At 48.0% G+C, this 25,377-nt stretch carries 19 protein-coding genes, 1 tRNA gene and 2 pseudogenes; 11 read left to right on the forward strand and 11 right to left on the reverse strand.

Annotated elements, in window-relative coordinates; all coding sequences use genetic code 11:
• Positions 1-362: 362 nt before the first annotated feature.
• A complete protein-coding gene (gene dgcA / locus A6301_RS15200) occupies positions 363-1,343 on the forward strand; it encodes an N-acetyl-D-Glu racemase DgcA (protein ID WP_234258157.1) in 981 nt (326 codons plus the stop codon).
• A 42-nt stretch (positions 1,344-1,385) separates the two neighbouring features.
• Complete coding sequence (locus A6301_RS15205; RefSeq protein WP_107170219.1) at positions 1,386-2,246, forward strand: D-amino-acid transaminase; 861 nt, start codon at positions 1,386-1,388, stop codon at positions 2,244-2,246.
• 218 nt (positions 2,247-2,464) lie between these two features.
• Here A6301_RS15205 and A6301_RS15210 read toward each other — a convergent pair whose 3' ends face one another.
• Entirely contained in the window at positions 2,465-4,918 is a 2,454-nt protein-coding gene (locus A6301_RS15210) for a DUF3772 domain-containing protein (protein ID WP_234258158.1), read from the reverse strand.
• Positions 4,919-5,315: 397 nt separating this feature from the next.
• Here A6301_RS15210 and A6301_RS15215 point away from each other — a divergent pair.
• From A6301_RS15215 to A6301_RS15230, 4 genes and pseudogenes are all read left to right on the forward strand, one after another.
• Positions 5,316-5,392: transfer RNA gene (locus A6301_RS15215), tRNA-Arg, on the forward strand.
• 177 nt (positions 5,393-5,569) lie between these two features.
• Positions 5,570-5,734: pseudogene (locus tag A6301_RS15220) on the forward strand (Arm DNA-binding domain-containing protein); the annotation flags it as partial.
• 21 nt (positions 5,735-5,755) lie between these two features.
• Positions 5,756-5,926 (forward strand): annotated as a pseudogene (locus A6301_RS15225) (DUF4942 domain-containing protein); the annotation flags it as partial.
• A gap of 21 nt (positions 5,927-5,947) precedes the next feature.
• Positions 5,948-6,253 (forward strand): hypothetical protein, encoded by a 306-nt coding sequence (locus A6301_RS15230; protein WP_234258159.1) that lies wholly within the window; start codon positions 5,948-5,950, stop codon positions 6,251-6,253.
• Between the two features lie 92 nt (positions 6,254-6,345).
• Here the strand turns inward: A6301_RS15230 and A6301_RS15235 are convergent, their stop codons facing one another.
• From A6301_RS15235 to A6301_RS15270, 8 genes are all read right to left on the reverse strand, one after another.
• Positions 6,346-7,449 (reverse strand): nuclease, encoded by a 1,104-nt coding sequence (locus tag A6301_RS15235; protein WP_234258160.1) that lies wholly within the window; start codon positions 7,447-7,449, stop codon positions 6,346-6,348.
• A gap of 10 nt (positions 7,450-7,459) precedes the next feature.
• A complete protein-coding gene (locus A6301_RS15240; protein ID WP_234258161.1) occupies positions 7,460-9,208 on the reverse strand; it encodes a restriction endonuclease subunit S in 1,749 nt (582 codons plus the stop codon).
• Positions 9,208-10,680, reverse strand: a complete 1,473-nt coding sequence (locus A6301_RS15245; RefSeq protein WP_234258162.1) for an N-6 DNA methylase — start codon at positions 10,678-10,680, stop codon at positions 9,208-9,210. Before A6301_RS15245 ends, A6301_RS15240 begins: the two co-directional genes overlap by 1 nt.
• A gap of 72 nt (positions 10,681-10,752) precedes the next feature.
• Positions 10,753-13,185 (reverse strand): EcoAI/FtnUII family type I restriction enzme subunit R, encoded by a 2,433-nt coding sequence (gene hsdR / locus A6301_RS15250; RefSeq protein ID WP_234258163.1) that lies wholly within the window; start codon positions 13,183-13,185, stop codon positions 10,753-10,755.
• Between the two features lie 136 nt (positions 13,186-13,321).
• Positions 13,322-13,624: a hypothetical protein gene (locus tag A6301_RS15255; RefSeq protein ID WP_107170215.1), complete on the reverse strand. Its 303-nt coding sequence runs from the start codon at positions 13,622-13,624 to the stop codon at positions 13,322-13,324.
• Between the two features lie 425 nt (positions 13,625-14,049).
• The gene (locus A6301_RS15260; protein WP_234258249.1) at positions 14,050-14,448 is read right to left on the reverse strand and encodes an NUDIX domain-containing protein; all 399 of its coding nucleotides are present in this window, start codon (positions 14,446-14,448) and stop codon (positions 14,050-14,052) included.
• A 258-nt stretch (positions 14,449-14,706) separates the two neighbouring features.
• Positions 14,707-15,756 (reverse strand): ATP-binding protein, encoded by a 1,050-nt coding sequence (locus A6301_RS15265; RefSeq protein WP_234258164.1) that lies wholly within the window; start codon positions 15,754-15,756, stop codon positions 14,707-14,709.
• 4 nt (positions 15,757-15,760) lie between these two features.
• Positions 15,761-16,456, reverse strand: coding sequence for a response regulator (locus tag A6301_RS15270; protein WP_205543394.1), 696 nt, complete (start codon positions 16,454-16,456; stop codon positions 15,761-15,763).
• A gap of 134 nt (positions 16,457-16,590) precedes the next feature.
• Between A6301_RS15270 and A6301_RS15275 the strand changes: the two genes are divergently transcribed.
• The 5 genes from A6301_RS15275 to A6301_RS15295 all read left to right on the forward strand — a co-directional run bounded on the left by A6301_RS15275 (position 16,591) and on the right by A6301_RS15295 (position 23,726).
• Entirely contained in the window at positions 16,591-17,718 is a 1,128-nt protein-coding gene (locus A6301_RS15275; RefSeq protein ID WP_234258165.1) for an efflux RND transporter periplasmic adaptor subunit, read from the forward strand.
• Positions 17,719-17,747: 29 nt separating this feature from the next.
• Positions 17,748-20,849, forward strand: a complete 3,102-nt coding sequence (locus tag A6301_RS15280; protein WP_234258166.1) for an efflux RND transporter permease subunit — start codon at positions 17,748-17,750, stop codon at positions 20,847-20,849.
• Positions 20,850-20,899: 50 nt separating this feature from the next.
• Positions 20,900-21,289: a helix-turn-helix domain-containing protein gene (locus A6301_RS15285; protein WP_205543080.1), complete on the forward strand. Its 390-nt coding sequence runs from the start codon at positions 20,900-20,902 to the stop codon at positions 21,287-21,289.
• A gap of 400 nt (positions 21,290-21,689) precedes the next feature.
• Entirely contained in the window at positions 21,690-22,667 is a 978-nt protein-coding gene (locus A6301_RS15290; RefSeq protein ID WP_234258167.1) for a DUF1852 domain-containing protein, read from the forward strand.
• A 27-nt stretch (positions 22,668-22,694) separates the two neighbouring features.
• Positions 22,695-23,726 carry a methionine synthase gene (locus A6301_RS15295; protein WP_205543083.1) on the forward strand — a complete coding sequence of 344 codons (1,032 nt, stop codon included), beginning with the start codon at positions 22,695-22,697 and terminating at the stop codon, positions 23,724-23,726.
• A gap of 99 nt (positions 23,727-23,825) precedes the next feature.
• Here A6301_RS15295 and A6301_RS15300 read toward each other — a convergent pair whose 3' ends face one another.
• Positions 23,826-24,191 carry a DUF4751 family protein gene (locus tag A6301_RS15300; RefSeq protein WP_205543084.1) on the reverse strand — a complete coding sequence of 122 codons (366 nt, stop codon included), beginning with the start codon at positions 24,189-24,191 and terminating at the stop codon, positions 23,826-23,828.
• Positions 24,192-24,308: 117 nt separating this feature from the next.
• A complete protein-coding gene (locus A6301_RS15305; protein WP_215484356.1) occupies positions 24,309-25,256 on the reverse strand; it encodes an omptin family outer membrane protease in 948 nt (315 codons plus the stop codon).
• Between the last annotated feature and the right edge of the window lie 121 nt (positions 25,257-25,377).

Here is a 25,377-nt window from a genome sequence, read left to right on the forward strand (position 1 = left end):
ATCCTCAAATTAACGTGAGCGCCCGGACCGTCCGAGCGACGCAGTGCCTGTAAAAAGACACTCTACTCAACATCTTTCGAATCGCACGAAGCCCGTTTTCGTTAACCGCAAGAGCACATGCGACCTGAAGTGTGATGAGTCTATTCAAGCTATCCCAGATAATTCGTTCTGTCGATACCCGTTCATAAATTTTCTCAGTCTGGAAGTAAACCCCATTTATTTCTGGCTAATATCGCGAAAAATAAAGAATACGCGTCGGAAGAGGCATTACACTTTACAACCCGATCAGGCCTGCTAAATAAGGTAGTTATAGCTCGGGATTACAAGATGGTTCATTCGAGAGAGGATTCAAGAGTCAGCCTATGACCGAGATGCGATTTTTCACCGAAAGTTGGCCTATAGAGGGCGCATTTACCATTTCACGTGGCAGCAAGCGTCAGGCTGATGTCGTTGTCGTGGCGCTTCAGTCCGGTAATATGACGGGCTATGGCGAGTGCGTCCCCTATTCGCGCTACGGTGAATCCCTTGATAGCGTAATGGCTCAGCTCACGTCACTGAACAGCGACGTTCGTAATGGTTTAGACCGAGAGCGCTTGCAAACCATTCTACCTGCCGGCGCGGCACGTAATGCGCTCGATTGCGCGTTCTGGGATCTGGAATGCAAACAACATCAGCAGCGCATTTGGCAACGCCTGAATCTTCCTTTGCCTACAGCGTTGGAGACAGCCTATACGCTATCGCTTGATACACCAGATGGTATGCGACACGCCGCGATGCGCAATGCCCGTCGCCCTCTTCTCAAGTTAAAACTGGCTGACACAGACGATCTGGCCAGAGTAGCCGCCGTTCGCGAAGGAGCCCCATTGGCTCGCCTGATTGTGGATGCCAATGAAGGATGGGATACCGATCGCTATCTGACGCTGGTTCCTGAACTCGCCGCGCTTGGCGTAACGATGATCGAACAACCTTTCCCGGCAGGTAAGGATGATGTGCTGGCAGATCTGCCCCGCCCTATTCCCGTCTGTGCCGATGAGTCCTGTCATGACAGTCAATCGCTAACCGCTCTGATAGGACGCTATGACATGATTAACATCAAGCTGGATAAAACTGGTGGACTGACTGAAGCCCTGCGTTTGAAAAAATACGCGCAGGAGCAAGGTTTAAAAATTATGGTCGGCTGCATGGTAAGCACATCACTGTCGATGGCTCCTGCATTTGTCGTAGCGCAGGGTGCCACCGTGATCGATTTGGATGGTCCGCTGCTCTTACAGCGCGATCGCAATAACGGGTTGCATTATAACGGTAGCGAAATATTACCGCCCAACGCATTATTGTGGGGATAACGCGTATTAACCTGCATTGAGCAACTATTAAGGAGTGTTGTGATGCAACGTCTTGTTTACGTTGATGGACAGTATTTAGAAGAGAATGAAGCAAAAATTTCCGTATTTGACCGTGGCTTCCTGTTTGCCGACGCTGTCTATGAAGTGACGGCGGTAATCGATGGCAAGCTGGTTGATTTTCCCGATCACATCACCCGCCTGCAACGCTCCTGCCGCGAATTATCGCTTACGCTGCCCGTCACCGCTGAGGCACTCAAAGATATTCACGACGAACTGATCGGTAAAAACGATCTGCAAGAAGGTGCGATCTACTTACAGCTTAGCCGCGGCAATGCTGGCGATCGTGATTTCTATTTCCCTTCCGCGGACGTCAAATCCACGCTGGTTTTATTCACTCAAGCTCGTTCGCTGGTCGGTAATCCTAAAGCAACAACGGGACTGCACATTGTCACCACCGAAGATATCCGCTGGCACCGTCGGGATATCAAAACCGTCAGCCTGCTCGCTGCCAGCCTGGCGAAAGAGTATGCCCACGCGAATAAGGCCGATGACGCCTTCTTTGTCGAAGAGGGTTTCATCACCGAAGGCAGCTCTTGCAACTGCTATATCGTCCTGCATGACAACACAGTAGTAACCCGACCGCTTAGCAACGATATTCTGCACGGCATCACACGTCAGTCGCTGCTCAAACTGGCGGAAAAAGATGGCATTACGCTAGAAGAACGTTGTTTTACACCAGAAGAGGCCTATCACGCCAAAGAGATTTTTGTCAGTTCAGCCACCATGCTCGTCCTCCCTGTCGTCATGCTGGATGGAAAAACGATCGGCGACGGCAAACCGGGTCAAATTACTCAACGGCTGCGTGACATCTATCTCGATATGATTAAACAGCAGGGAAAATAGCCGCCATTCACGCTCTGTGAGCTCGGCATAGATGTTCATCCGTTACCCGTTCAATTCTGGATAACGGATGGCTATCCCCGTCATACTGCAAGCTGCATGTGCGTTGGCTGCGCTACTCGGCACACTGGCGTGAACCTCGCCCTTGCGGGCCAACGCTTTGCGTTGTTCAAAACGCTAACGTTTTGTCCTGCAACTCGAATTATTTAGGGTATAAATCATTATTTATCCTCACCCGAAATGCTATCAGGCAGCGCTAACCCCGAGTTTTCCAATACCATCTTCTGTGGCACGGCCAACGGAATATTTGATGCCCGTAACCGTTTGATGATCTCAAACAACAGGTCGCTTTTCGCTTCCGATACCATTCTCGGGCTACTGACATAGCCCGTCACACTCAACACCATACCCGTTGGGTTCAACTGACTGAACTTCACTGACGGTGCTGGTGATTCCAAAATCGCATCGTGGTTGATATAAGCATCCAGCAACAGGGTTCGGACTTCTTCGGGGTCGATATCCAACGGGAACGTCAGCGCCAGCGTCGCAACCCCAAACGGGTTACCCATGGTAATATTGCGCACATTCTGTGAAATGAATTGAGAATTCGGCACGATTACCGTCGAACGGTCGCCTAGTTGAATTTCCGTTGCACGCACATTAATCCGACGGATATCACCTTCAACCCCGCTGATGCTCACTGAATCCCCGACTTTCACCGGACGCTCCGTCAATAGAATCAGGCCAGAGATAAAGTTTTTCACTATCTCCTGTAAGCCAAAACCGATGCCCACCGACAGCGCACTGACAATCCACGCCAGCTTGTTCCATTGAATCCCCAATGTCGCTAAGGTCAGCAGGATAATCAGGATATAGCCGATGTTGCTGAACAGCGTCACCAGCGATGCACGGATTCCACGTTCCAACGTCGTTTTAGGAAGAAACTCGTCTTCCAACCAGCGTTTTGAGGAGCGTAAAACATAAACCCCAACGACCAGAAAGAGCACGGCATTAACCAGATGAGCAGGCACGATGCTCAAGGTTTCCAGTCCTTTACCACCCCAGATTTCAACAGCTTTTTGCACCAACTCCAGAGGTGTAGTCGTGCCAAATGTGCCGTTTAGTAAAGCAACGGCCGCCATCAAAATTAAAAAAACTTTACCGCCAGCCGACAGAAGCAATGTGGCTTGAGCCAGATGCCGATCGTCTAAATTAAGCGAATTTTTCATTCGCTTGCCGCTGGCATTGTTGGGAGAGAAAAGGCTTTCGCAGATATCAGTAATAAACGTTGAGAACAAATACAGGCAGGAGAACACCATGCCAATCCACACCAGTTCGAACGCCAGGAAACGAGCCAGTGAGATGTAACCGATGGCCAACGACACCAGGATTGAGAATGACGTAGCCAATACCGCAAGATGGATAATGCCAGATAGCGTCGAACGCGCTTCCGGCTGCTCCCCTGAATGTACCATCTGCCGGCGAATTTGATCGCTTTTCAGCGTGATCGTCCCTGCGGTGAAGGCTAAGAACAGTGCAGATAAGCCGTTCACCATAATGGTTGCCGCTACCGATGTCCCTACCGTCGCCGTCACTTGTTCAATAAAGCCGAATATCAGAATAATACCGGCGGCAACAACAGGGAACGGCTTCATGGCCTTGGCGACTGGATTAGCAATCGCGGGTAAACGCCATGAAGGGCGTTGATTTGACAGGAATGCTCGCCCCAGCCCAGCAATCATCGAACAGAAGATGGCCTGTCTCACCAGCGCATCAAGGAACGACACGACGCGTTCTGTCGCCTCGCCATGACGCGTGAACGTAAAATCAATCAAATTCACCGCAATACCGATCGTGACTACGGTTGAAATAACCGATGCTGTCGCTAAAAAGCTCCGGCGCAAGCGTCCTTCAGGTAACCAGTGGATTCCCGCCCAGGCCAGATACTTTTCCAGATACCGCCGCCCTGCCGAACTCATCGCCATTGCAATCAGAATCAGGAAAGCAGAACCGTAACGCCAGTCCGGTTCCCAAGCCACCGTAAAAGCATCGCTTAATTGATCTTGAAAAGTACTCAGGCGGCGAACATCCTCGGCCTGCGGCACTATAAGCGGTGCCCAGAAACGCCCACCCAGAATACTGCCGGAGTTCAATGCCAACTGTGTTTTCAGCGCGCTACGTCGTAGAGTCACAATTTGCGCCGACAGATTAGCTGCACTGGTGCGTAAAGCCTGAATTTGTTCGATCTGCGCATCCATTTTTGCTTTTTGCGCATTCAGACTATTGCGCTTACGCGTCACTTCACTGGTTTCATTAAGACTGGAACCAGACTCTGGCGCGGGACCTAAAACATCCAACTGAGCCTGAATTTGAGCACGTAGCGGCGCAACCGCATTAGAAAGCTCGTTGGCGCTATTCACCAATTCCTGTGTCGTGTCATTCAACGCACCAAATTTGCTGTCGTTATTAGTGCCTGAAACCTGCTGTTTGATGCTGTCTAACTGTTTTTGCTGCTTGATCAACTCAGCATCAACATTAATTTTTACTGGAGCCTCAGTCTGAGCGGGCTGTGGATCTGGGTCAGAACCCGCATTCGCCGCTGCGGCATATCCAGCGGGCAGCACTAACATCGTCAATAGACAAATGCGTAAAAATGCGGATGAAAGAATGTTCATAAATCAAAAGGTTCCAAAGTTCGACGAAATAGCGAATTCATCAATAGCCAAGCAACAACCCCAGCACGTGAAAGCTGCCCGCACTCATCCAAAATCCAACGAATACGGGCATAGTGTACCAACAGCGTAGGACGCAGAATATGCCTGTTCATAACTTGAAAAGAATTACTGAACGCATCCAGCAGATAAAACTGAAACTTTCATTGCTATGTGTCATTCGTGTGGAGCGGGCTCGCAATTGTGCAAAAAATTCACACCAGCAAAAGCAATATTCAGCAAAGTTGTACAGGGATTCACCGTATAACGTAAATCCCGCGCCAACCCGTTGACTCACTGGGGCTTGTGGGTATAATCCAGCCCACTGTTGCAACGAGCAACGGTCACTTCTTTGCGTAATGCGCCCTTAGCTCAGTTGGATAGAGCAACGGCCTTCTAAGCCGTAGGTCACAGGTTCGAGCCCTGTAGGGCGTACCATTTTAAGTTCTCCCAGACTCTACCGAATTCAACAAAACCCCGTTATATTCATTGATACCATTAGGATTTTCTGTCGCTGAGCTCCACCGAGGTCAACCCAGCATACCGGAAATCAAGTCGATGTTGGGGGCCTCTATGGGGGCTCTTCTTGTTCAATGACTATTAGGGGCCCCCACGATGCCACTTAATGCTCGACAGATAGAAACCGCCAAACCACAAGACAAAGAGTACAAACTCACTGACGGCGCAGGCCTTTATCTTCTGATAAAGCCGAACGGAGCCAAATATTGGCGTTTGAAGTACCGCGTTTCAGGGAAAGAGAAAAAATTATCTATCGGTGTTTCGGCTAAGGAAACTTACTAAGATAAATTCTTCAGTATTCGCTACTTTCAGAAGGGAACCGCGCATTTGACCTTCAAACACCTGAGGTTGGTTGAGCGTATGAACGACATCATAGCCAAACACTATCCAAAAATATTATCGAGTAAGAAAACCAAGGTACGTACACTTAGTAAGAACATGACAATAACGTAAACATCAGGTGAATGGATTTCTATGAATAATATTAATAATGCTAAACGGATTTTAGATGAGAACACCAAAGTGCTTTATGGCATCTTTGGTGTCATTAGTTCTTCTGGCTATTTCCCACCTTTACCCTTTCTGAATGAATTCTTCCTGGTTGGCAGTGATCCATGTGATCAAGATGGAAGAATGGGTTGTTGGCGTCCATTCACCCTTATGCTCTCGGAATATGAAGTGGTAAAGGAATGGTGGTTTACATCTCATCCGGGTACAGTTGAATCACGACTTGGTTGTGAATGTTGGGGGGATTGGGTTCAAGAGATCCTCGAAATGTAAGTGTCAGTATCCCAATAAACCAAAGCCTTCACTTTTAGACGTCTTCTGAGATACCAATTTCTTGTCTGTCGGGAAAAATCATCACCAGAACATTACAATTCGGCGTTCCAATTTCCGAAATAACGCTTTAATTTCTCAACAGTGTGTCGCCATTTCTGGGTTGTAGGCTTGCAGACCGTATTTTGGTTTCCGAAGAACCCCACTTCGTTAACGGCTGATTGTTCAGTGCGGGTTTCAAGCCATTTTACGGGAACAAAATACTCAGACTTCTCAGGATCATCCGCGTTCAAGCGATAGAGATCGCTGTGCTTCAGCACATCCATTGCCAGCTTTTCCCCCTCTTCGGTGTTGATAGTGAAGCTGCTGGCAGGTTCAACAGCGCTCTGCACAATACCAACGCCGACGTACCCTTTTGCCGGGATTTTTACCCACACACGGTTGCCCGGTTGTAGCTGTTTTAACGTCTGGCTGTACCAGCTTCCACCGCCCGCACTGATAAAGTTGTAGTGTTGCGCCTCTTCCCAAACACGGCTTTGCGGATCGCCAAACGAGACGTAAAACTCTCCGTTCCACGGTTCCTTCGCATTGGTGCTTGCTCCGGCTGTAGCCTGTGCAGCATTAGTCTGCGTTTCACTCGGGTCGATAAGCCAGGTGCGGCTTAAGAACTGCTCGTCGCCGTGCTGGAATACCTTAAAGAACAGTACGTTAATCGAGATACCGTTTTTGCTCAGATAGCCGACGATACGCTCAGTGGAGGAGTCCAACTCTGCCGCCACAATAATGATTTGGTGCGACTGGTTGAGTGACTCCTCTTCCAGTTCAGTATTAAAGCGTTGCTTGAACGCGTCGCCCAGATTGCCGCCACCGGAGAATTTTTCATAAATCTGCGACAGACGATCGGCGGTTAAATCATCCACCCACGAGGCGTAATCCAACGCCTGTGCCACCACTTCACGCGGCGTGCGGTCGCGCTTAAGCTCAATCAGGATCAACGAGGCATCCGGCGCAATAGCCAACAGGTCGATACGCCCTTTATCGAGCGTCGGTTCTTGATGCCCGATAATCATCCACTGGTCAGAGAGGATGGTGGGATCGTTTAGAATCATCTTCTCCAGCAGTTGTTCGCTGGCGAGTTTGCTGATGGTCAGCGGCTGAGGGTTATCCCCCACCCGCCAGATAGCATGATGAACCGGCATCGTCTGTTCCTTAGTTTAATGCTACGTCTGTGAGCGCGTCCGCCAGGTGGAGCTGGGTTTGCTGGGCGGATTGCAGGCGGGATTTTAGGGTGTCGCAAACATTCAGAAGTGATATGTACAATTCTAAAATTCTGTTTGTCTCACTAACTGAAGGTAACGCAATAAGACATCCGCGAAGCTGTGTTTTATTTATTGATGCTAAATTTGTTGTTTGCTTGCTAGCACCTGCGAAATAATTTCGTGAAACAGACGAATTCATAAATGTTTCAATCCATTTAACGTTTAACTCATTAAGAATCGGTCTAGCTTTAAAAACATGGTTTTGGTTCGCCACGTAATATGAAGAATCAGTCCAGACTGTGGTCCTTCCAACAGTATCCCAGTCACCACCCTCTGTAATTAACAAATCATTTAATTTAACATGGTACTTCTCTTTTTCATCAGCAGGAATCTCTATCGTTTTAATTTCTGATAAATCAAGATATCCCCGTTGTACATTTGCTACTCGAAGATATGGTACTGAAATCAATTCTCTGCCAACAAGGTTCCTGCCTTTAGTTATACCACTTTGGATATCAACTATATCTTCAAAACGACACCACACCCACCCCTGCGGCAACTCAAACGGTTTTTCCTCATCATTCACTGGCGGCAGCGGCTTTTGTTTTTTGATTTTGCCTTCTTTCATCAATTGCGCTTTTTCCTGCTCAATACGTTTAAGCAGTTCAGATGCCGGTTCGTCGTTAGGATCTTGCGGCACCAGCTTACCCATCACAGCCAGTTGCAGAATAGTTTGCTTAAGCGCATCGATACTTGCTTCGGTGGTAAACAGCGTATCGAAATGCTGGCTGATTCGCGCCCAGTTTTCGGCGAGTTCTTCGGCACTATGGCTGTCGGTCAGTGTTACCAGCAGGGTTTCCACCAGTTTCTGGTGTGCATCCAGACTGGTTAGTGATTGCTGTTCCAGTTGGTCGCAGAAGGCCATGAGTTCGCGAATCTTATTTACGATAAGAACTTGTTCTTGCACTGGAGCCAAAGGAAGCAATTTGGAACCTATGTCCGATTTATTGAAACCATCTTGGGCCGAGCGGGATATACCTGAAAATAAGTGTTGTCCTAAAGGACTTTTTAAAAGCCAATATAAAAAAGGGTAATTGAAAGCCTTAAAAGAATTATCTATTTTAACTAAGGCAACATTATAAGCGCCATCTTTCCCCCAGAAAACCTTACCAACTGAAGCACCGTAACGCCCAATCAATATGTCATCAGTTGTACAGAATTTTGAGGCTTTATCTTTCGGTATGAACACAGGCTGTGGCGACTCGCCCAAATCTCTGATTTGAATTAATTGAATGTAGCCATCTCTTTTTTCCTCAATAAAAAAGGATTTAGGTGGTTGTCCTCCTCCCGAGAAGTCCAATACCGACTCGAACCGAACCCACTCCCACCCTACCGGCAATTCAGAAGGCTTCTCATCTTCGCTAATTTCAGGCAACGGCTTCTGCTTTTTAATTTTCCCCTGCTTCACTAGATCCGCTTTCTCGGCAGCAATTCGCTTCAATAGCTCAGACGCAGGTTCATCATTCGGATCCTGAGGCACCAGTTTGCCGCGCACCGCCAGCTCCAGAATCAACTCACGCAGTTTCTTAATGCCATACAGGTCGATTTTGCCGTTACTGCTGCGTCCGGCCGTGGAGCGGGTTTGCAGCGCAGAGGACCAGATATTGATATGGTCGGTGATCAGCGTCTCAATGGTCATCAGTTCACCTCCTTGTTGCCCGCTAGCGCAGCACCGAGGATGTCGCGTAACTGGTTACGCAGCTCATTGATTTCTGCCTGTTGCGTCTGGTACTGGGCCAGCAGCTCGTCTGGATCGTGGCTGATGGTTTCGCCCTGATAGGGGTTCTTGATATCGAGGTCAAAGTTACGGGTGATGATCTCATCGATACTGACTTTCCACGCCTGATTGTTCTCTTCGCGGCTGGCAAAGCCATCGGCTTCGCTGCCCCACCAGTCGATTTCAGTCTGGAATTCTTCAAACTTCATCGGTTTGGTTTTGCTGTAGTTCTTCACGCCGTCAGGGTACGGGTGTTCGTAGAACCACACCTGTTTAGTCGGCTGACCTTTGGTGAAGAACATAATGTTGGTTTTAATACTGGTATAGGGATTAAAGACGCCCTTTGGCAGACGCACGATGGTGTGCAGATTGCACTCTTCGGTGAGCAGCTTTTTGATTTTGGTTTTGACACCTTCCCCAAACAGGGTGCCATCCGGTAATACCACCGCCGCGCGGCCTTTGTCGGCCAGCACTTCGATGATCAGTTGCAGGAACAGATCGGCGGTTTCGCGGGTCTGCATCTCTGCCGGGAAGTTTTTCTCAATCCCGTCTTCTTCAGTGCCGCCAAACGGTGGGTTGGTAACAATCACATCAACCTGCTCATCCCAGGAGGAAAGCGGCTTGTTGAGCGTGTTATCGTGGCGAATTTGAACAGGCACTTCAATGCCGTGCAAAAGCATATTGGTGGTACACAGCAAGTGCGGAAGCTGCTTTTTCTCTACGCCATAGATCTGCTTTTGCAGCATTTTGTGGTCTTCGGTGATCTTAACGTAATGCTCTTTCACATGGTCGAACGCGCAGGCGAGGAAGCCGCCAGTACCACACGCCGGGTCCATAATTGACTCCCCCAGTTTTGGGTCAATGCGGTTGACCATAAAGCGCGTCACCGCACGCGGGGTGTAGAACTCACCCGCATTTCCGGCACTTTGCAGGTCACGCAGGATCTGCTCGTAGATATCGCCAAACAGATGGCGCTCCTGGCTGCTGCTGAAGTCGATTTCGTTGAGCTTGTTGATCACCTGGCGCAGCAGCGTACCATTTTTCATGTAGTTATAGGCGTCGCTGAACGCCCGTTTTACCACAAAACCACGCGGGTTTTTATCAATCGGCGCTCTGAGATTTTTCATAGTCGGGAACAGATCGTCATTCACAAATTCCAGCAACGCCTCACCCGTGATGCCCTCGCTGTTCGCCGCCCAACTACGCCATAAATAGCGTTGTGGGATCGGAAACTGGTAGTCATCCTGCTCCAGTTCCAACTCTTCTTCCTGAGTATCAAAAATCTTCAGAAACAGCAGCCATGAAAGCTGCCCCAAACGTTGGGCATCGCCGTCCACCCCGGCGTCTTTACGCATAATGTCCTGAAGGGATTTAATGACTGAGCTAATCGACATGTATTCTTTCCATACTTAAAAAAGGATGCCACCGGACGCAGGCACGACCAGTGGCACGATGTTTATTCGTTATCAGGCTGAGCGCGGCGGTAGATGGTAGATTTCGTTTTCCAGTTCGTTAACGGCTTTCTCATAAGCCTTCTTATCACCAAAGCGGGTTTTAATGATCTCTATCGGACGACCCAGCGCATCGAACGGTTTCAGTTTCAGCACCTGGACGTCCTCAATTTCCTGCACGCCTTCATCGGCGTATTTATCCAGCAGCGTGCTGAGCACCTGCTGTGCTGGCTCGGCGTATTTGGTAAAGTAATTACGCTTACGCACATTGGCCGCGCGCTCCTGACGGGTTAACGGCGGCTGACCGTACACCACATGACAGAGTAAATCAAACGGGTCGAGATCTTTACCTACCTCTTCGGCGAGTACATCCCATAGAATACCTAGTTGCTCCAGTTCTTCGATGATGACCTGTTTGCGTGGCGCATCCTGCCATTTGCGCACGAAGCTATCCAGCGAAGCGTAATCACCGTCTTTGAGCATCGTTTTGCGGGTGTAATCCTGGAAGGATTCGGTCACCAGTTTTCCGTCAGAGTCGTAATACTGAACGCGCTTAGCCAGCACCTTTACATCCACGCCATTCACATAGAATTTACGGACTTTGTTTTCATCATCGTCATGGAATTCACCGCTGCCCCAATGCTTGTCATGATTAATTTGATAGTCAGCGGCATCTTCTCGTGCTTCATTGGCGACATTATCGCCGTCATCTTCCGCATCCATCCTTTCATTGAAGTCTGAATCTTGATCGGAAATATCGCCGGGTTTTACCACCAGCACTTTTTCTGGCAAACCGTCAAAGCGGGGATCGGCAAACAGTTCTGTCGCTTTTTTGAAGTCGAGAATGGTAAACCACAGCTTGCCGTACTTTTCGTTGATCCGCGTGCCGCGCCCGATGATCTGTTTAAATTTGGTCATCGACTGGATGTTTTGATCCAGTACCACCAGCTTGCAGGTCTGCGCATCGACGCCGGTTGTCATCAGTTCAGAGGTTGTGGCGATAACAGGATAATCTTTTTTAGGGTTAATAAAATTATCGAGCTGCGCCTTGCCAATATCATCGTCGCCGGTGATTTTCATCACGTATTTTTCGTTCTTCAATACCTGCTCAGGGTTGAGCACCACCAGCGCATGGCGCATTCGATCGGCGTGATCGATGTCATTGCAGAAGACAATGGTTTTATCCATCGGGTTAGTACGTTTCAGGTAATCGGTAATGGTCTGCGCCACCAGCATCGTGCGTTCATCAATGACCAGCGTGCGGTCAAAATCTTTCAGGTTGTAGATGCGGTCTTCAATTTCTTTGCCGTATTTATCCAACTGCCCTTTGACAGGACGCCAGCCTTGTACATCGACGTCAATATCGACGCGCACCACTTTGTAAGGCGCGAGGAAGCCGTCTTCAATGCCCTCTTTCAGTGAATAGGTGTAAACCGGTTCACCGAAGTAATCGATATTGGAGACCTCTTCGGTTTCTTTCGGCGTGGCCGTCAGACCGACCTGCGTGGCGCTACCGAAATACTCCAGAATCTCTCGCCAGGCAGAATCTTCAGACGCGCTGCCACGGTGGCATTCGTCAATCACAATCAGATCAAAGAAATCCGGTGCCACCTGCTTATAGGCTTTTTGATGTTCTTCCGGCCCAGTAATCGCCTGATACAATGCTAAATGCACCTCATAGGCCGGATCGATGGTACGCCCGGTGACTTTGGTCATCGCCGTGCCGAAAGGTTGAAAATCGTTGTTTTTAGTCTGATCGACCAGAATATTGCGGTCCGCAAGGAACAAAATGCGTTTTTTGTTTTTAGCTTTCCACAGCCGCCAGATTATCTGGAACGCCGTATAGGTTTTGCCCGTGCCGGTCGCCATGACCAGCAGAATACGGTTCTTACCTGCCGACACAGCATCTATTGTCCGGTTGATCGCCTGCATCTGATAGTAACGGGGAGATTTCCCGCTACCGTCGTCGAAATAGTCCTGACTGATAACCGGCAACTGCTCCTGAGTGAAACCTTTCCAGACACAGTATTTTTGCCAGAGCTGTTCAGGCGTTGGGAAATCACTGAGAACAATTTCGGATTCGAGCTGCTGCGGATTGGTTTTATCGTGGAAGATAAACCCGTCACCGTTGGAGGCAAATACAAAGGGAACGTCGAGCAGGTTAGCGTAGTCTAACCCCTGCTGCATCCCTTTGCTGATGGTGTGCTTGTTAGCTTTGGCTTCGATAACTGCCACCGGCAAGTTAGGTTTATGATACAACACGATATCGGCAGATTTAACTTTGATACGTGAGGCCAGTTTTCCACGAACCACAATCTTGCCATCACGCAGTTTCACTTCCTGACGAATCTGAGCCAAATCATCCCAACCAGCATCCTTAACCGCAGGAAGGATAAATTTGCTGATGATGTCCGTTTCGGTCAGATGAGTTTTGTTTACGCCAGCCATAGCAGAACTCTCAATGGAATAGGATTAGCTCTGATTTTACACAGATTAGTACGTCAGGTAATGACCCTGCGTGATAACTCCCCTTCTCCACGCAGAGGCTCCACACGGTGTGGCCGTTTTTTCCTTCTTGCCTCGATTATTCAAACCACAATGAAGAAAGTCCTATAACCATCACAATGCCCATAATTACCTGAATCAAGACGATAAAAAATGCAAGAACGCCAAGCACTGTGATTTTTCTACGAAGGATAAACGTAGTACCGGAAAGTACAGCGCTGAACAGAATTGTTTTAAGCAGGTAAGCTAGCGGCACCATTGCTGCATGGCCCGTCTGCACACCAGCCATCCCAATGAGACCAAGAAATAAGCCGCCACAAAAACCCCATCCCCAGAACGTCATCGGCAAACTTAGTTGCCCAGTTACCAGCTTTTTCAGCACGGCTGCATCCCTTCTATAGTATTAGTGTATTAACAATCATTATCCGCCATGTATCTTCGTCTGCCGCAAACATTAATTCCAGCTAAATACGACTTTCGCGAGGCAAAGCGCAGGAAGTGAGAGAGGCTGATGGAGCAGATCTATCGTGCGGATAAATCGGTAAATCCAGAAAAGAATCTCGCCGTGATTAAGGGTACTGTGCGCATCTGGCAGCGTAAACTTATGGCGTTACCGCTGCCATGCATACTGGTCAACTTCGTGCGGAACTGATTTGTTGGTACAAGCCTATCGAGATTCAGAACGGACTATCAGATTTGATTTTGCCCTAACGGAAAGTGGCTAAAAAGATCGCCAGTCGGCGATCAAAAAATCTGCCGTATTGGCAAATTACGACTCTGGACAGGCTTTCAACCCGTCCCACAAAACTAAACCCCGATCAGCAGAGGAATCAGATGATTTTCAGTCAGAGGGGCAAGTTTAATATGATTATGCTGGCTCGGCTCAAACCAGATCACTTCCTCAATTTCTGCGGCGGGTTCAAAATAAGTTCGATCTGTCGATATGCGAAAGATGTCGGCACATACAATATGCCCAGGCTCATTAGCAGCGATATCCGTAAAACTACCGACCGATACAAGCTCATCAAGTGAAGCAATGAAATTGAGCTCCTCTTTAAGCTCACGCACCAAAGCCGCTTCTGGTCGCTCTCCAGCTTCAGGTTTTCCTCCAGGCTGCATAAAGTAGTGAGTGCCACGTTTCCTCACTAACAGGCAACGTCCTTTACTATCGGTGATAATCGCCGCTGCAATGTTAATTGTACCTATTGTGCTCAATACCTTTCCCTCCGTATGCGGTTTATATTTCGCCTTAAATGTTTATGTTCAACATCTCACTAAACAACAGGCGACCATGAACTCAACAAGGACGCTATGATAAGCAATTACGTGTGTTATGTAACTTCTAAGATTCACACAACACGCACCAGAAGCGTCCGTTCCTAAGTAAAAAGTGGACAGGTCGGCTAAAGCGAAAACGGCCATCGCATTTGCCACTGCCAACAACCATACGAAAGAAAATACAGTTCAGTTAATTTCAGCAGGAAGCACGATCTCAATACAACTTCCCCCCAAGGCACTGTACCCGCAACTTACCCGGCCGCCATGTGCCCTTGCGATAGAACTCACTACGGCCAGCCCCAGCCCTGATCCATCTGTTCTCGCTGAGCGCACATTATCAGCGCGATAAAAAGCGTCGAATATTGCCGCAATATCCTGTGGCGGAATTCCCGGCCCTTCATCTTCCACCGTTATACGAATGTCGCCCTTCACCAAATGGCAGGTAATGAGAATTTTACCGGGAATAGCGTATTTAATGGCATTACTCAGCAGCGCGGATAAAACCTGACTGATACGAATTTTGTCCACAAAACCGGTCATTTGCTCAGCGTCGATAGCGGGCGTCAGGCTCTTCCTCTCAAGTTCATCACGAAAGAGTTCGACACTGGTTACGATCAACTGATCCATCTGCACGGTTTCACGATAAAGGTAGAGCTGACCGCTATCGGAAAGGCTTAACACTCTTAAATCATCGATAAGCCTCGATAAACCTTCAGTCTGGTTGAGTAACAGCAAAAATTGCCGATCGTCTTTCTCAAATACGCCATCCAGAATGCCCTGGATTCTGCCTTGTAAAACGGTAACGGGTGTCCTCAATTCGTGGGCGATGGCGGCATTCCATTTTTTCATTTCACTGGACATCACTTCTAATTTATCCGCCATCGCATTGAAATCATCAACCAGTAATGCCGTCTCCCTGATTTCCCGAACGCTATGCGTTGCTCTTTCGCTAAGCTGGCCTTCCGCAATCTTGCGGGCGCTTTCGGCCACAGCATTCAACGGAATAATGACTTTTCGCGCAAAGGACCAGGCAAAACCCAACGCGACCACAGAAGATAACAAACCAGAAATCAACGTCAGAACCCAGTCATGCGTAGTCGGTATCCAGCTATATTCATCGCGCCCATCGGTAAAAATGGTGAGGTAGATGCTGTAAACCACGGACAGCAGGATGAGCGTACTGAGCGCCACTTTAGACGTCAGGATGAAGAGCTGATAACGAATGCCGGTTTTCACCCTCTTAGTCTCCAAGTCGATAGCCAAAGCCACGGATGCTCTCAGGTACAGATGATAACCCCGCCTGTTCAATTTTCTTTCTCAGCTTGCTGATATGGCTGTCGACGGTTCGCTCACTGGCTTCGCCTTCAGGCAGGCAATATTCCAGAATTTCCTGACGTGAAAATACCCGTTTCGGATAGCGAATAAGGTGGAGAAGAATTTTGAACTCTGTCGACGTTAGCTGACTGCCAATGTCAGTCTGGGTATTTTTAATCATGACCGTATGATGATTGACGTTCAGATCGATATGACGAGTACTAAACGAGAGCGGGTTTTTATCTGTGCGATGAAAAGACATGCGTCTTAAAATAACGTGAATCCTTGCGATTACCTCGGCCGGGTTGAAAGGTTTAACAATGTAATCGTCGGCCCCCGTCCGCAGAGCCTGAATCTTATCGATATCAGCATCCAGCGCCGTTAGCATCATGATCGGCACATCATTATCCCGCCTGATTTCACTCAGTACCTGCCAGCCATCAGCATGCGGCATTCGGATATCAAGGATCACAAATGAGGGAGATTCGGCAAAAAAAAGCGAAATCGCTTCAAGACCATCCTTCGCTCTGACCACAGTAAAACCTTCTTTCACCAGATAAGCGGTTAGAATTTCTGCAATTTCGTTTTCATCTTCTGCCAACAGGATTTTGATATTTTTCATTTTTGCTCCAGATATCCGCTCATCTTTATCGCTCTCCACACCATCTCCACATAGTCTACACTTAACGTAAACATATGAATTATATAATCATTCTAGCATGCGATATCTATTTTAAATATCAGGAAATGACGAGAATGATGCTTAGCAGAACAACGAAAATAAGTGTGTTATCCCTCTTATGGCTTTTATCAGCCTGTGATTCAGGTTCCGAAACCGCCACACAAACCGAAGAGATGCCGGCCATCGTGAACGTGGAGACACTCACCGCAGAACCGGTGTCTCATGAGCAAACCTTTCCGGGCCGGGTGGCCGCTTTTCGTATTGCACAGATTCGTCCTCAGGTAAGCGGCATCGTCACTGAAATGAAGTTTAATCCGGGAAGTGAATTAACGCCGGGGCAGGCATTATTTCAGATCGACCCTGCGCCGTTTAAAGCTGACGTAAACAGTGCAGCAGCCTCATTGCAAAAAGCGCAGGCCAGTTACCGACAGTTGCAAGCTAAAGCTAGCCGCCTTGCGAAGGTAAGGCATTCAGGCGCAGTCAGCGACCAGGATTATGAGGAGGCACTTTCCACTGCTGAGCAGGCAAAAGCGGCTGTCTCGGAAGCGCGTGCCATTCTCGAACGCAGACAGCTGGATCTCTCCTATTCAACGGTGAAATCCCCCATCGGTGGGCGGGTTGATCAAAACTTTATTACTGAAGGCGCACTGGTCAGCGCCAGTGACAGTCAGCCTCTCGCAACGGTCCAACAGATTGACAAAGTGTACGTTGATGTTCGACAGCCTGCCGCGCAAATGAACGCGCTGCGTGCCGCCGCAGGCACAGGAGTCAGCGGTGAAAATGCAGCATCCGCCGCCATTATCTCCGCAGATGGGACACCCTATAGCAACAAAGCACAAATTCTGTTTACTGGCGTCAGCGTTGATGCGGGTACAGGGGACGTTGTGATGCGTCTGCTGGTTAATAACCCGGATAGAACGCTTTTGCCAGGTATGTATGTTCAGGCAAAAATCTCACGCCTGTTGGATAAGGACGGCCTGATGGTTCCGCGTGAAGCCGTGGTGCGCGAAGGCAATAAAACGCATGTCTGGCTCAACGATGAAGGTAAAGCGAAATCTGTCGAGGTTGAGCTGGGAGAAGCCGTTGGCGCTAAGTTCTCAATCACAAATGGCCTTAAGGCTGGTGACCAGTTAGTTGTCAAAGGCATGGGCAGGTTACAGGAGGGAATGTCTCTGCAACTGGCACAAGGTACACACCCGTAACCTCACCCTACTATTATTCAGGATTTCCTATGCCTCAGTTTTTTATTAATCGCCCTGTTTTTGCCTGGGTTATTGCCGTGTTTATTGTGCTGTTCGGGATGATCGCCATCCCAAAACTGCCTATTGCTCGCTACCCCTCGGTGGCTCCACCCAGCGTCAATATCTACGCCACGTATCCGGGCTCTACGCCTGAGACGATGAACAATAACGTCGTGTCTTTAATCGAGCGTGAGCTGTCTTCGGTTAAAAACCTGCTCTATTTTGAATCGTCCAGTGACACCAGCGGACAGGCAACCATTACCGTCACCTTTAAACCCGGAACCGATCCCGACCTGGCTCAGGTTGACGTGCAGAACCGTATTAAAATCGTCGAGCCCAGACTGCCTCAGGTGGTACGACAGAATGGCCTCAATGTTGAAGCATCGTCCTCAGGCTTCCTGATGATTATCGGGCTTTCCTCGAAGCACGGACAGATGTCGGACAGCGATTTAAGCGATTATTTCTCCCGTAATATGATTGAAGAATTACGCCGGATTGAAGGCGTTGGCCGAGTCCAATTGTTTGGATCGGAAAAAGCGATGCGTGTGTGGATCGATCCGGTCAGGCTCAATCAATATAGCCTGACGCTGAACGATATCAGTCGGGCAATAACCGCAGAGAATGCTCAGATATCCCCCGGCCGCACGGGGGATTCTCCCGCAGTGCCAGGCCAGCAGGTCACCTATCCTTTACTGGTGAAAGGCCAGCTCAGTTCGCCTGAAGAATTTGGCAATATCACACTGAGGTCGAACCGGGACGGTTCGCGGGTGGTACTTTCCGATGTTGCTCGTCTGGAGCTTGGGCCGCAAAGTTATACCTTTTCAACCCGAGAAAATGGACAGATTTCCACCGGTGCGGCGATTCAGCTTGCTCCGGGAGCGAATGCGGTCAGAACAGCGGATCAAATTAAGCTGCGTCTTGACGACCTGAGTAAAGCGATGCCCTCAGGCATGCAATACACCATTCCGTTTGATACCACTCCGTTCGTAAAAATTTCGATTGAGAAAGTCGTACACACGTTCATTGAGGCAATGGTGCTGGTGTTTCTGGTGATGTATATGTTCTTACAGAATGTCAGGTACACCTTTATCCCCGCCATTGTTGCGCCCATCGCGTTGCTGGGTACTTTCACGGTCATGTTGATGTCGGGCTTTTCCATTAACGTGTTGACCATGTTCGGCATGGTTCTGGCGATAGGGATCATCGTGGATGATGCCATCGTGGTCGTGGAAAACGTTGAACGCATCATGGCTGAAGAAGGATTAGGGCCGAAAGAAGCGACGCAGAAAGCGATGAAAGAGATAACCGGGGCAGTTATCGGCATCACGCTGGTGCTCAGCGCCGTGTTTATTCCCATGGCGATGGCAACGGGATCGGTCGGAGCCATATACCGGCAATTCACTCTGTCGATGGCGGTTTCGATACTGATTTCCGCTTTCCTTGCGCTTAGCCTGACACCCGCGCTGTGCGCCACGCTACTGAAACCGATAGATAAAAATGCCCATGAGAAGCGCGGCTTTTTCGGCTGGTTCAACCGCAAATTCTCGGCGATGACCGACCGTTACGAAAATGGCGTTGCCCGAATGCTGAAGCGAGCAGGAAGGTCGCTGGCTGTCTATGTGGTGCTGTGCCTCGTCCTGTTCTTATCGATGAGAAGCGTGCCCTCTTCCTTCCTGCCAGAAGAAGATCAGGGGTATTTCCTAACCTCAATTCAGCTGCCTTCGGATGCCACGGCGGAGCGAACCTTAGGCGTGGTGAAAACGTTTGAAGATACCGTGCTGGGCAGAGAAGGCATCGAAACCAATCTGTCCATCATGGGATTCAGTTTCTCCGGTTCGGGGCCTAACTCCGCGATGGCATTTACCACGCTAAAAGACTGGGGTGAGCGTAATGGTGCGACCGCAGCGTCCGAATCCGGCCATGTGTTAGAGGCTTTATATGGCCACCCTGAAGCTGAAATCTACAGCCTGATGCCCCCTGCGATTGACGAACTCGGAAATTCTTCCGGCTTTGCCATGCGTCTTGAAGACCGAGCGGGTAAAGGGTATGCCGCACTCAAAGAGGCTAAAAATCAGCTCCTGGAACTGGCAGCGAGCAGCAAGGTCGTTCAGGGTGTCTACGTTGACGGTTTGCCTGACGGCCAAGTGATTAACCTGCAAATCGACCGTCAGAAAGCCTTCGCATTAGGTGTGCCATTTGATGAAATCAGCCAGACGTTATCCGGGGCCGTAGGGTCTTTGTATGTCAATGATTTCCCTAACGCTGACCGTATGCAGCAAGTCATCATTCAGGCAGATGCCCCGTACCGTATGCAGCCAGAGGACATTCTCAAGCTGTATGTACGTAATGGCAGTGGTGGAATGGTTCCGCTTTCCGAGTTTGTCCAGGCTAAATGGGAAAATTCACCGCTGCAATTGGTGCGTTATAAAGGCTATCAGGCCATTAAGATTACCGGTAGTGCAACGGCAGGCTATTCAAGCGGGGACGCCATAAAAGAGATGGAGCGACTGGCAGAACAATTACCGGAAGGATTTGCCGTTGAATGGACGGGTCTGTCATTGCAAGAGCAGCAGTCTGCTTCCGAAGCACCGATGCTGATGATTCTGTCAATGCTGGTCGTATTCCTGGTGCTGGCGGCGCTTTATGAAAGCTGGGCCGTTCCACTGTCCGTACTGATGGTTGTGCCGTTGGGCCTGTTAGGCGCAGTGCTGGCTGTCATGATGAGAGATATGTCGAACGATGTCTTCTTTAAGGTCGGGATGATTACCATCATTGGCCTGTCGGCCAAGAACGCGATCCTCATCGTAGAGTTTGCCAAACAACTGCATGAGAGCGGCAAAGGTTTGCTTGAGTCTACGATTGAAGCGGCGCGGATGCGTCTGCGGCCTATTCTAATGACTTCTCTGGCGTTTACCCTAGGCGTAGTGCCCCTGATGATTGCCAGCGGAGCCAGCGCAGAAACACAGCATGCCATCGGTACGGGCGTATTTGGTGGTATGGTCAGCGGAACGATACTGGCAATATTCTTCGTCCCTGTCTTTTACTTCTCAGTCATGAAAGTGGTCGAGAAATTTACCCGCAATAAGGCTTAATTTTTAGTGAAGGGCGTATCGTATGATGCGCCCTCATTGATGGGGGACACATGGCATCAGTCTATACTTACCATCAGGGCATTATTGATGAACTGATCCGTTGGATAGTGCAACAACACGACAAACCCGTCACAACCGCTATTGTTGCGGAACGCGCAGGGTTTTCTCTCTGGTATATGCAGAGAGTTTTTAAACAGCGGACAGGTATTACACTGGGAAAATATATAAAAGATGTCAAACTTGGCAAGGCTGTGCTTGAGTTAATTAAAGGGAATGAACCGGTTATTATTACGGCTCTTCAGAGCGGTTATGAATCCCAACAAACCTTTACCCGTGCGATAAAAAACTATACGGGCTTAACTCCAGGGGAGATTAAGCGGCTGCCTGACGAGCAAAAGATGAACTTGCTTGAACGGGTACTGCATCGGCGTTGCGAGTGAAGCAAAACAGCCGAAGAATAACATTGAAGGCCTGTGATTACCTTCCTCCTCTTAATTGTCATTGTCGCACCGTGGTGTTCATCCTATCGGCTAGGACGCATTGTTGATCACACTATCGGCAATCGGTTCAGTTAGCCGCTCCTAACCCCATGGATGCCAGCGGTGAATCCTGTAAAACAGGGCTTCTGCACTAACGTCGATCCTAACCGCACACCTGATCATGAATATAATTCATATTTGATGAAATTAACTCTCTTTCACTCGCCCAATGACTCTGGCATAAAATATGCAATATTAACTTATCGACAACATGAAGATAACTGAATAAGAAACAATCAAAGCCATTAAAATCAACAAATTAATTCAGTTTTCATATCAAAATTTAGGATGCAAGAACACAATGAACAAAGATTTCACATTTACCATTAAAAGCATTTGTTTCGATGAAAATTATAACCCTTCAGAAAATACGCGCATCACGACCAACTTTGCTAACCTGGCCAGAGGAGAGAAGCGCCAGGAGAACTTACGCAACACGTTAGTGATGATTGACAATCGTTTCAATTCTCTGGCGCATTGGGATAACCCCAAAAGCGATCGTTACTCTGTCGAACTTGAAATCATTTCCGTCGAGATTGATATTGAAGGCAATGGCGACACCTTCCCGGCAATTGAGATATTGAAAACCAATATTGTCGATAAAAAAACAAACGAACGCATTGAAGGCATTGTAGGGAATAACTTTTCTTCTTACGTGCGAGATTATGATTTTAGCGTATTACTGCCAGAACATAATAAGAGTCACCCCGGATTTAGCACGCCAGATAATTTTGGCGAGTTGCATGGTAAATTATTTAAATGTTTCACAAATTCAATTTATTACAAAAATAACTTTAATAAAAAACCCGTTATATGCTTGAGCGTTTCAAGTAAAAACACCTATCATCGGACGGGGAATCAGCATCCTGTGCTGGGCATCGAATATCAGCAAAATGAGTCTTCCTTGACCGATCATTATTTCGAAAAAATGGGATTACAGGCTCGCTACTTTATGCCTGAAAATAGTGTCGCACCTTTAGCTTTCTATTTCTCTGGTGATTTACTGAGCGATTACACGAATCTTGAGCTTATCAGTACCATCAGCACGATGGAGACTTTCCAAAAGATTTATCGACCTGAGATTTACAATGCTAACTCGGCAGCAGGGCATACTTATCAACCCAATCTGAATCATCAGGATCATTCATTAACAAAAATTGTTTATGATCGGGTAGAACGTAGTCAGTTGGCGATTGAGCAAGGGAAGTTTACTGAAGAGCAATTCATCAAACCATACAAGAATATTCTTGAACAATGGTCTGCTCACTACGCGCTTTGATTCACTAAAACGATAAGGTCACCTGCTATGAAAAGATTGCTACCGACTTCAACTGCGGGCAGTTTGCCCAAACCGTCCTGGCTCGCAGAGCCAGAGAAACTGTGGTCCCCCTGGAAATTACAAAACGAAGAGTTAATTGACGGGAAAAAAGACGCCCTGAGTTTATCGCTGTTTGATCAACTGCGCGCAGGTATTGATATTGTCAGCGATGGTGAGCAAACGCGCCAACACTTTGTCACAACGTTCATTGAGCACCTTAGCGGCGTGGATTTTGAGAAACGTGAAGTCGTTAAAATTCGTAATCGCTATGATGCGAGCGTACCGACTGTTGTCGGTGCGGTGGCGCGTCAAAAACCCGTTTTTGTTGAAGATGCCAAATTCTTACGTCAGCTCACCAAGCAACCGATTAAATGGGCTCTGCCAGGGCCGATGACGATGATCGATACGCTGTATGATAACCACTATAAAAGCCGCGAAAAACTGGCTTGGGAATTCGCCAAAATTCTCAATCAGGAAGCTAAAGAATTAGAAGCCGCGGGTGTGGATATTATTCAGTTCGATGAGCCAGCCTTTAATGTCTTTTTTGAAGAGGTGAATGATTGGGGTATCGCCGCGTTAGAAAGGGCGATTGAAGGGCTGAAATGTGAGACGGCGGTACACATTTGCTACGGATATGGCATCAAAGCCAATACCGATTGGAAAAAGACGCTGGGATCAGAGTGGCGGCAATATGAAGAAGCGTTTCCTAAACTGCAAACGTCCAATATCGATATCATCTCGCTGGAATGCCACAACTCGCATGTTCCCATGGACCTGCTTGAACTGATTCGCGGTAAAAAAGTGATGGTTGGAGCCATTGACGTGGCAACCAATGCCGTCGAGACACCTGAAGACGTCGCCAATACGCTACGCAAAGCACTTCAGTTTGTCGATGCCGACAAGCTCTACCCTTCAACCAACTGTGGTATGGCTCCTTTATCTCGTCGGGTAGCGACAGGCAAGCTCAATGCGTTAAGTGCAGGCGCAGAAATCGTCCGAAGAGAACTCTCGGCTAAATAACGCTTTCTCGCAACTGCGGGATAAACCCTAAACGGTATAAAAAATCCACCTGCACTATGCAGGTGGATCAGTTTTCCGCATTGTTGCTATCAATCGCGGCTATTCATCAAACCATTCAGCAAAAGTAGCTTCATAGGGTTGATCGTCCGCACTGATATAAACAATTTTATTGTCTGAATGTCCTTTTGCTACCTCCCCGTGAGGGGCGTGGAAGAATACATAATCTTTAATCGTTGCCTGCCATTGCGTGCCATCACCCGTGTGATAATTGATGATAGTATCTTTATGACCTTCAGCTTTTTGGCCTTGATGCCAATGAAAAAACGCATTGCCATTATCAATGACTTCTGCAAACCAAACGCTAGGGTCGTTCCAGGTTTTATAGGAGATAAATTTACTTGCTGTTTTAATCGCTGGGTTCGCTAACGACTGATTGATAAAAACAGGGTTCTTATATTTACTCATGATAATTTCCTCTCAAGATTATTGGTCATGTATGTTATTGCTAAACAATTTATTATTTAATTAATAGCTAAAAACACTTCCATATATAAAAAAAGCAATAGAATAATTTACCGATATTTAAAACGTATGCTGTATGCCTAATGACAACGTATAATATTTATTATCCATCCCACTCCAGTCACCATCGTAATGTGTCGTGCTGTCGGCGACTCGCCATTCCATGCCACTCTTTGATTCTTCATTTCGGATATAAGCGGCTTCGGCATAGAGTTTCGTTTGGGGCAGAATGTAGTAGCCTGCATTTAACACCGCCGAAAAATGCAGTGAGTTTCTTCCCTTAGTCCGAACAGTAAGATCCCGGGCATAATGGTTGTCGTTACTCTTCGCCTGAACCAGGTTGCTGAATTTAAAAATACCCCCGACTTCGAGATCTTTATACCTCCAGGCCCCAACTAGCCCGATGTAAGGCATGCTATAACTTTGTTGATATCCAAAGATTTTCTCGCTGTCGGGGATAGTGAAGATATCGCGTCCCCCTTGCTCATCGTCATAGTCAAAGTAGCCGCCATACCCTGACCAGCTAAACCTGGTTTTTTGATAGCCTAAGGTGGCCCCAAGTTTGTAATCCGGCGTTTTTATCATCCAGCCGATAAGATTCAGATCAATTTCGTTCGCATAATTCAAGTCGGTCTTTTTGTGGTGGCTCCAATGAGACCAGCCAGCTTGATTATCATTAACCCAGTCATAATCATCCAACGTTCCATTTCCTGACGTAAGCGTCGTCCAGCCTCGAATTCCCGCCGTCAAATGAGAAAAAAGATCGTAGCTGAGATCGCCTTTCAGGATGACTGCACTATCTATTTTCCAGTCGAGTTCACTGGCTTTTTTTCCTCCATAGGTAGGATGATAGATAAATTCTTTTGATTCCCCTGCTAAAAATCCTAATGCCACGCTACCCGTTAATAGGTGGTTATTGGCCTGATCTACAAGTGTCACTTCTGCCATCGAGATCCCAGGTATAACGAGTCCGCTCGTTAGGATAATAAGAATAAGCGGTGTTTTCATTTTTAATTCCCTTAATTATGTTTGTGTTTCTTTTTCATACTGATTATTTTTATAATGGAATTGCTTTTATTTTTACAAATAATGAAACATCACATCGTCGTATCGATATAACTGAGAACAG

The sequence above is a fragment of the Pectobacterium sp. IFB5596 genome, from assembly GCF_021432585.1.
GTDB classification, from domain to species: Bacteria; Pseudomonadota; Gammaproteobacteria; order Enterobacterales; family Enterobacteriaceae; genus Pectobacterium; species Pectobacterium punjabense.

Coding starts and splice junctions, on each gene's coding strand:
- A6301_RS15240 (WP_234258161.1), bottom strand. CDS start 9,208: ATGACCATTGAGACGCTGATCACCGACCATATCAATATCTGGTCCTCT.
- dgcA (WP_234258157.1), top strand. CDS start 363: ATGACCGAGATGCGATTTTTCACCGAAAGTTGGCCTATAGAGGGCGCA.
- A6301_RS15300 (WP_205543084.1), bottom strand. CDS start 24,191: ATGAGTAAATATAAGAACCCTGTTTTTATCAATCAGTCGTTAGCGAAC.
- A6301_RS15210 (WP_234258158.1), bottom strand. CDS start 4,918: ATGAACATTCTTTCATCCGCATTTTTACGCATTTGTCTATTGACGATG.
- A6301_RS15205 (WP_107170219.1), top strand. CDS start 1,386: ATGCAACGTCTTGTTTACGTTGATGGACAGTATTTAGAAGAGAATGAA.
- A6301_RS15285 (WP_205543080.1), top strand. CDS start 20,900: ATGGCATCAGTCTATACTTACCATCAGGGCATTATTGATGAACTGATC.
- A6301_RS15245 (WP_234258162.1), bottom strand. CDS start 10,680: ATGTCGATTAGCTCAGTCATTAAATCCCTTCAGGACATTATGCGTAAA.
- A6301_RS15295 (WP_205543083.1), top strand. CDS start 22,695: ATGAAAAGATTGCTACCGACTTCAACTGCGGGCAGTTTGCCCAAACCG.
- A6301_RS15275 (WP_234258165.1), top strand. CDS start 16,591: ATGATGCTTAGCAGAACAACGAAAATAAGTGTGTTATCCCTCTTATGG.
- A6301_RS15230 (WP_234258159.1), top strand. CDS start 5,948: ATGAATAATATTAATAATGCTAAACGGATTTTAGATGAGAACACCAAA.
- A6301_RS15270 (WP_205543394.1), bottom strand. CDS start 16,456: ATGAAAAATATCAAAATCCTGTTGGCAGAAGATGAAAACGAAATTGCA.
- hsdR (WP_234258163.1), bottom strand. CDS start 13,185: ATGGCTGGCGTAAACAAAACTCATCTGACCGAAACGGACATCATCAGC.
- A6301_RS15280 (WP_234258166.1), top strand. CDS start 17,748: ATGCCTCAGTTTTTTATTAATCGCCCTGTTTTTGCCTGGGTTATTGCC.
- A6301_RS15235 (WP_234258160.1), bottom strand. CDS start 7,449: ATGCCGGTTCATCATGCTATCTGGCGGGTGGGGGATAACCCTCAGCCG.
- A6301_RS15305 (WP_215484356.1), bottom strand. CDS start 25,256: ATGAAAACACCGCTTATTCTTATTATCCTAACGAGCGGACTCGTTATA.
- A6301_RS15290 (WP_234258167.1), top strand. CDS start 21,690: ATGAACAAAGATTTCACATTTACCATTAAAAGCATTTGTTTCGATGAA.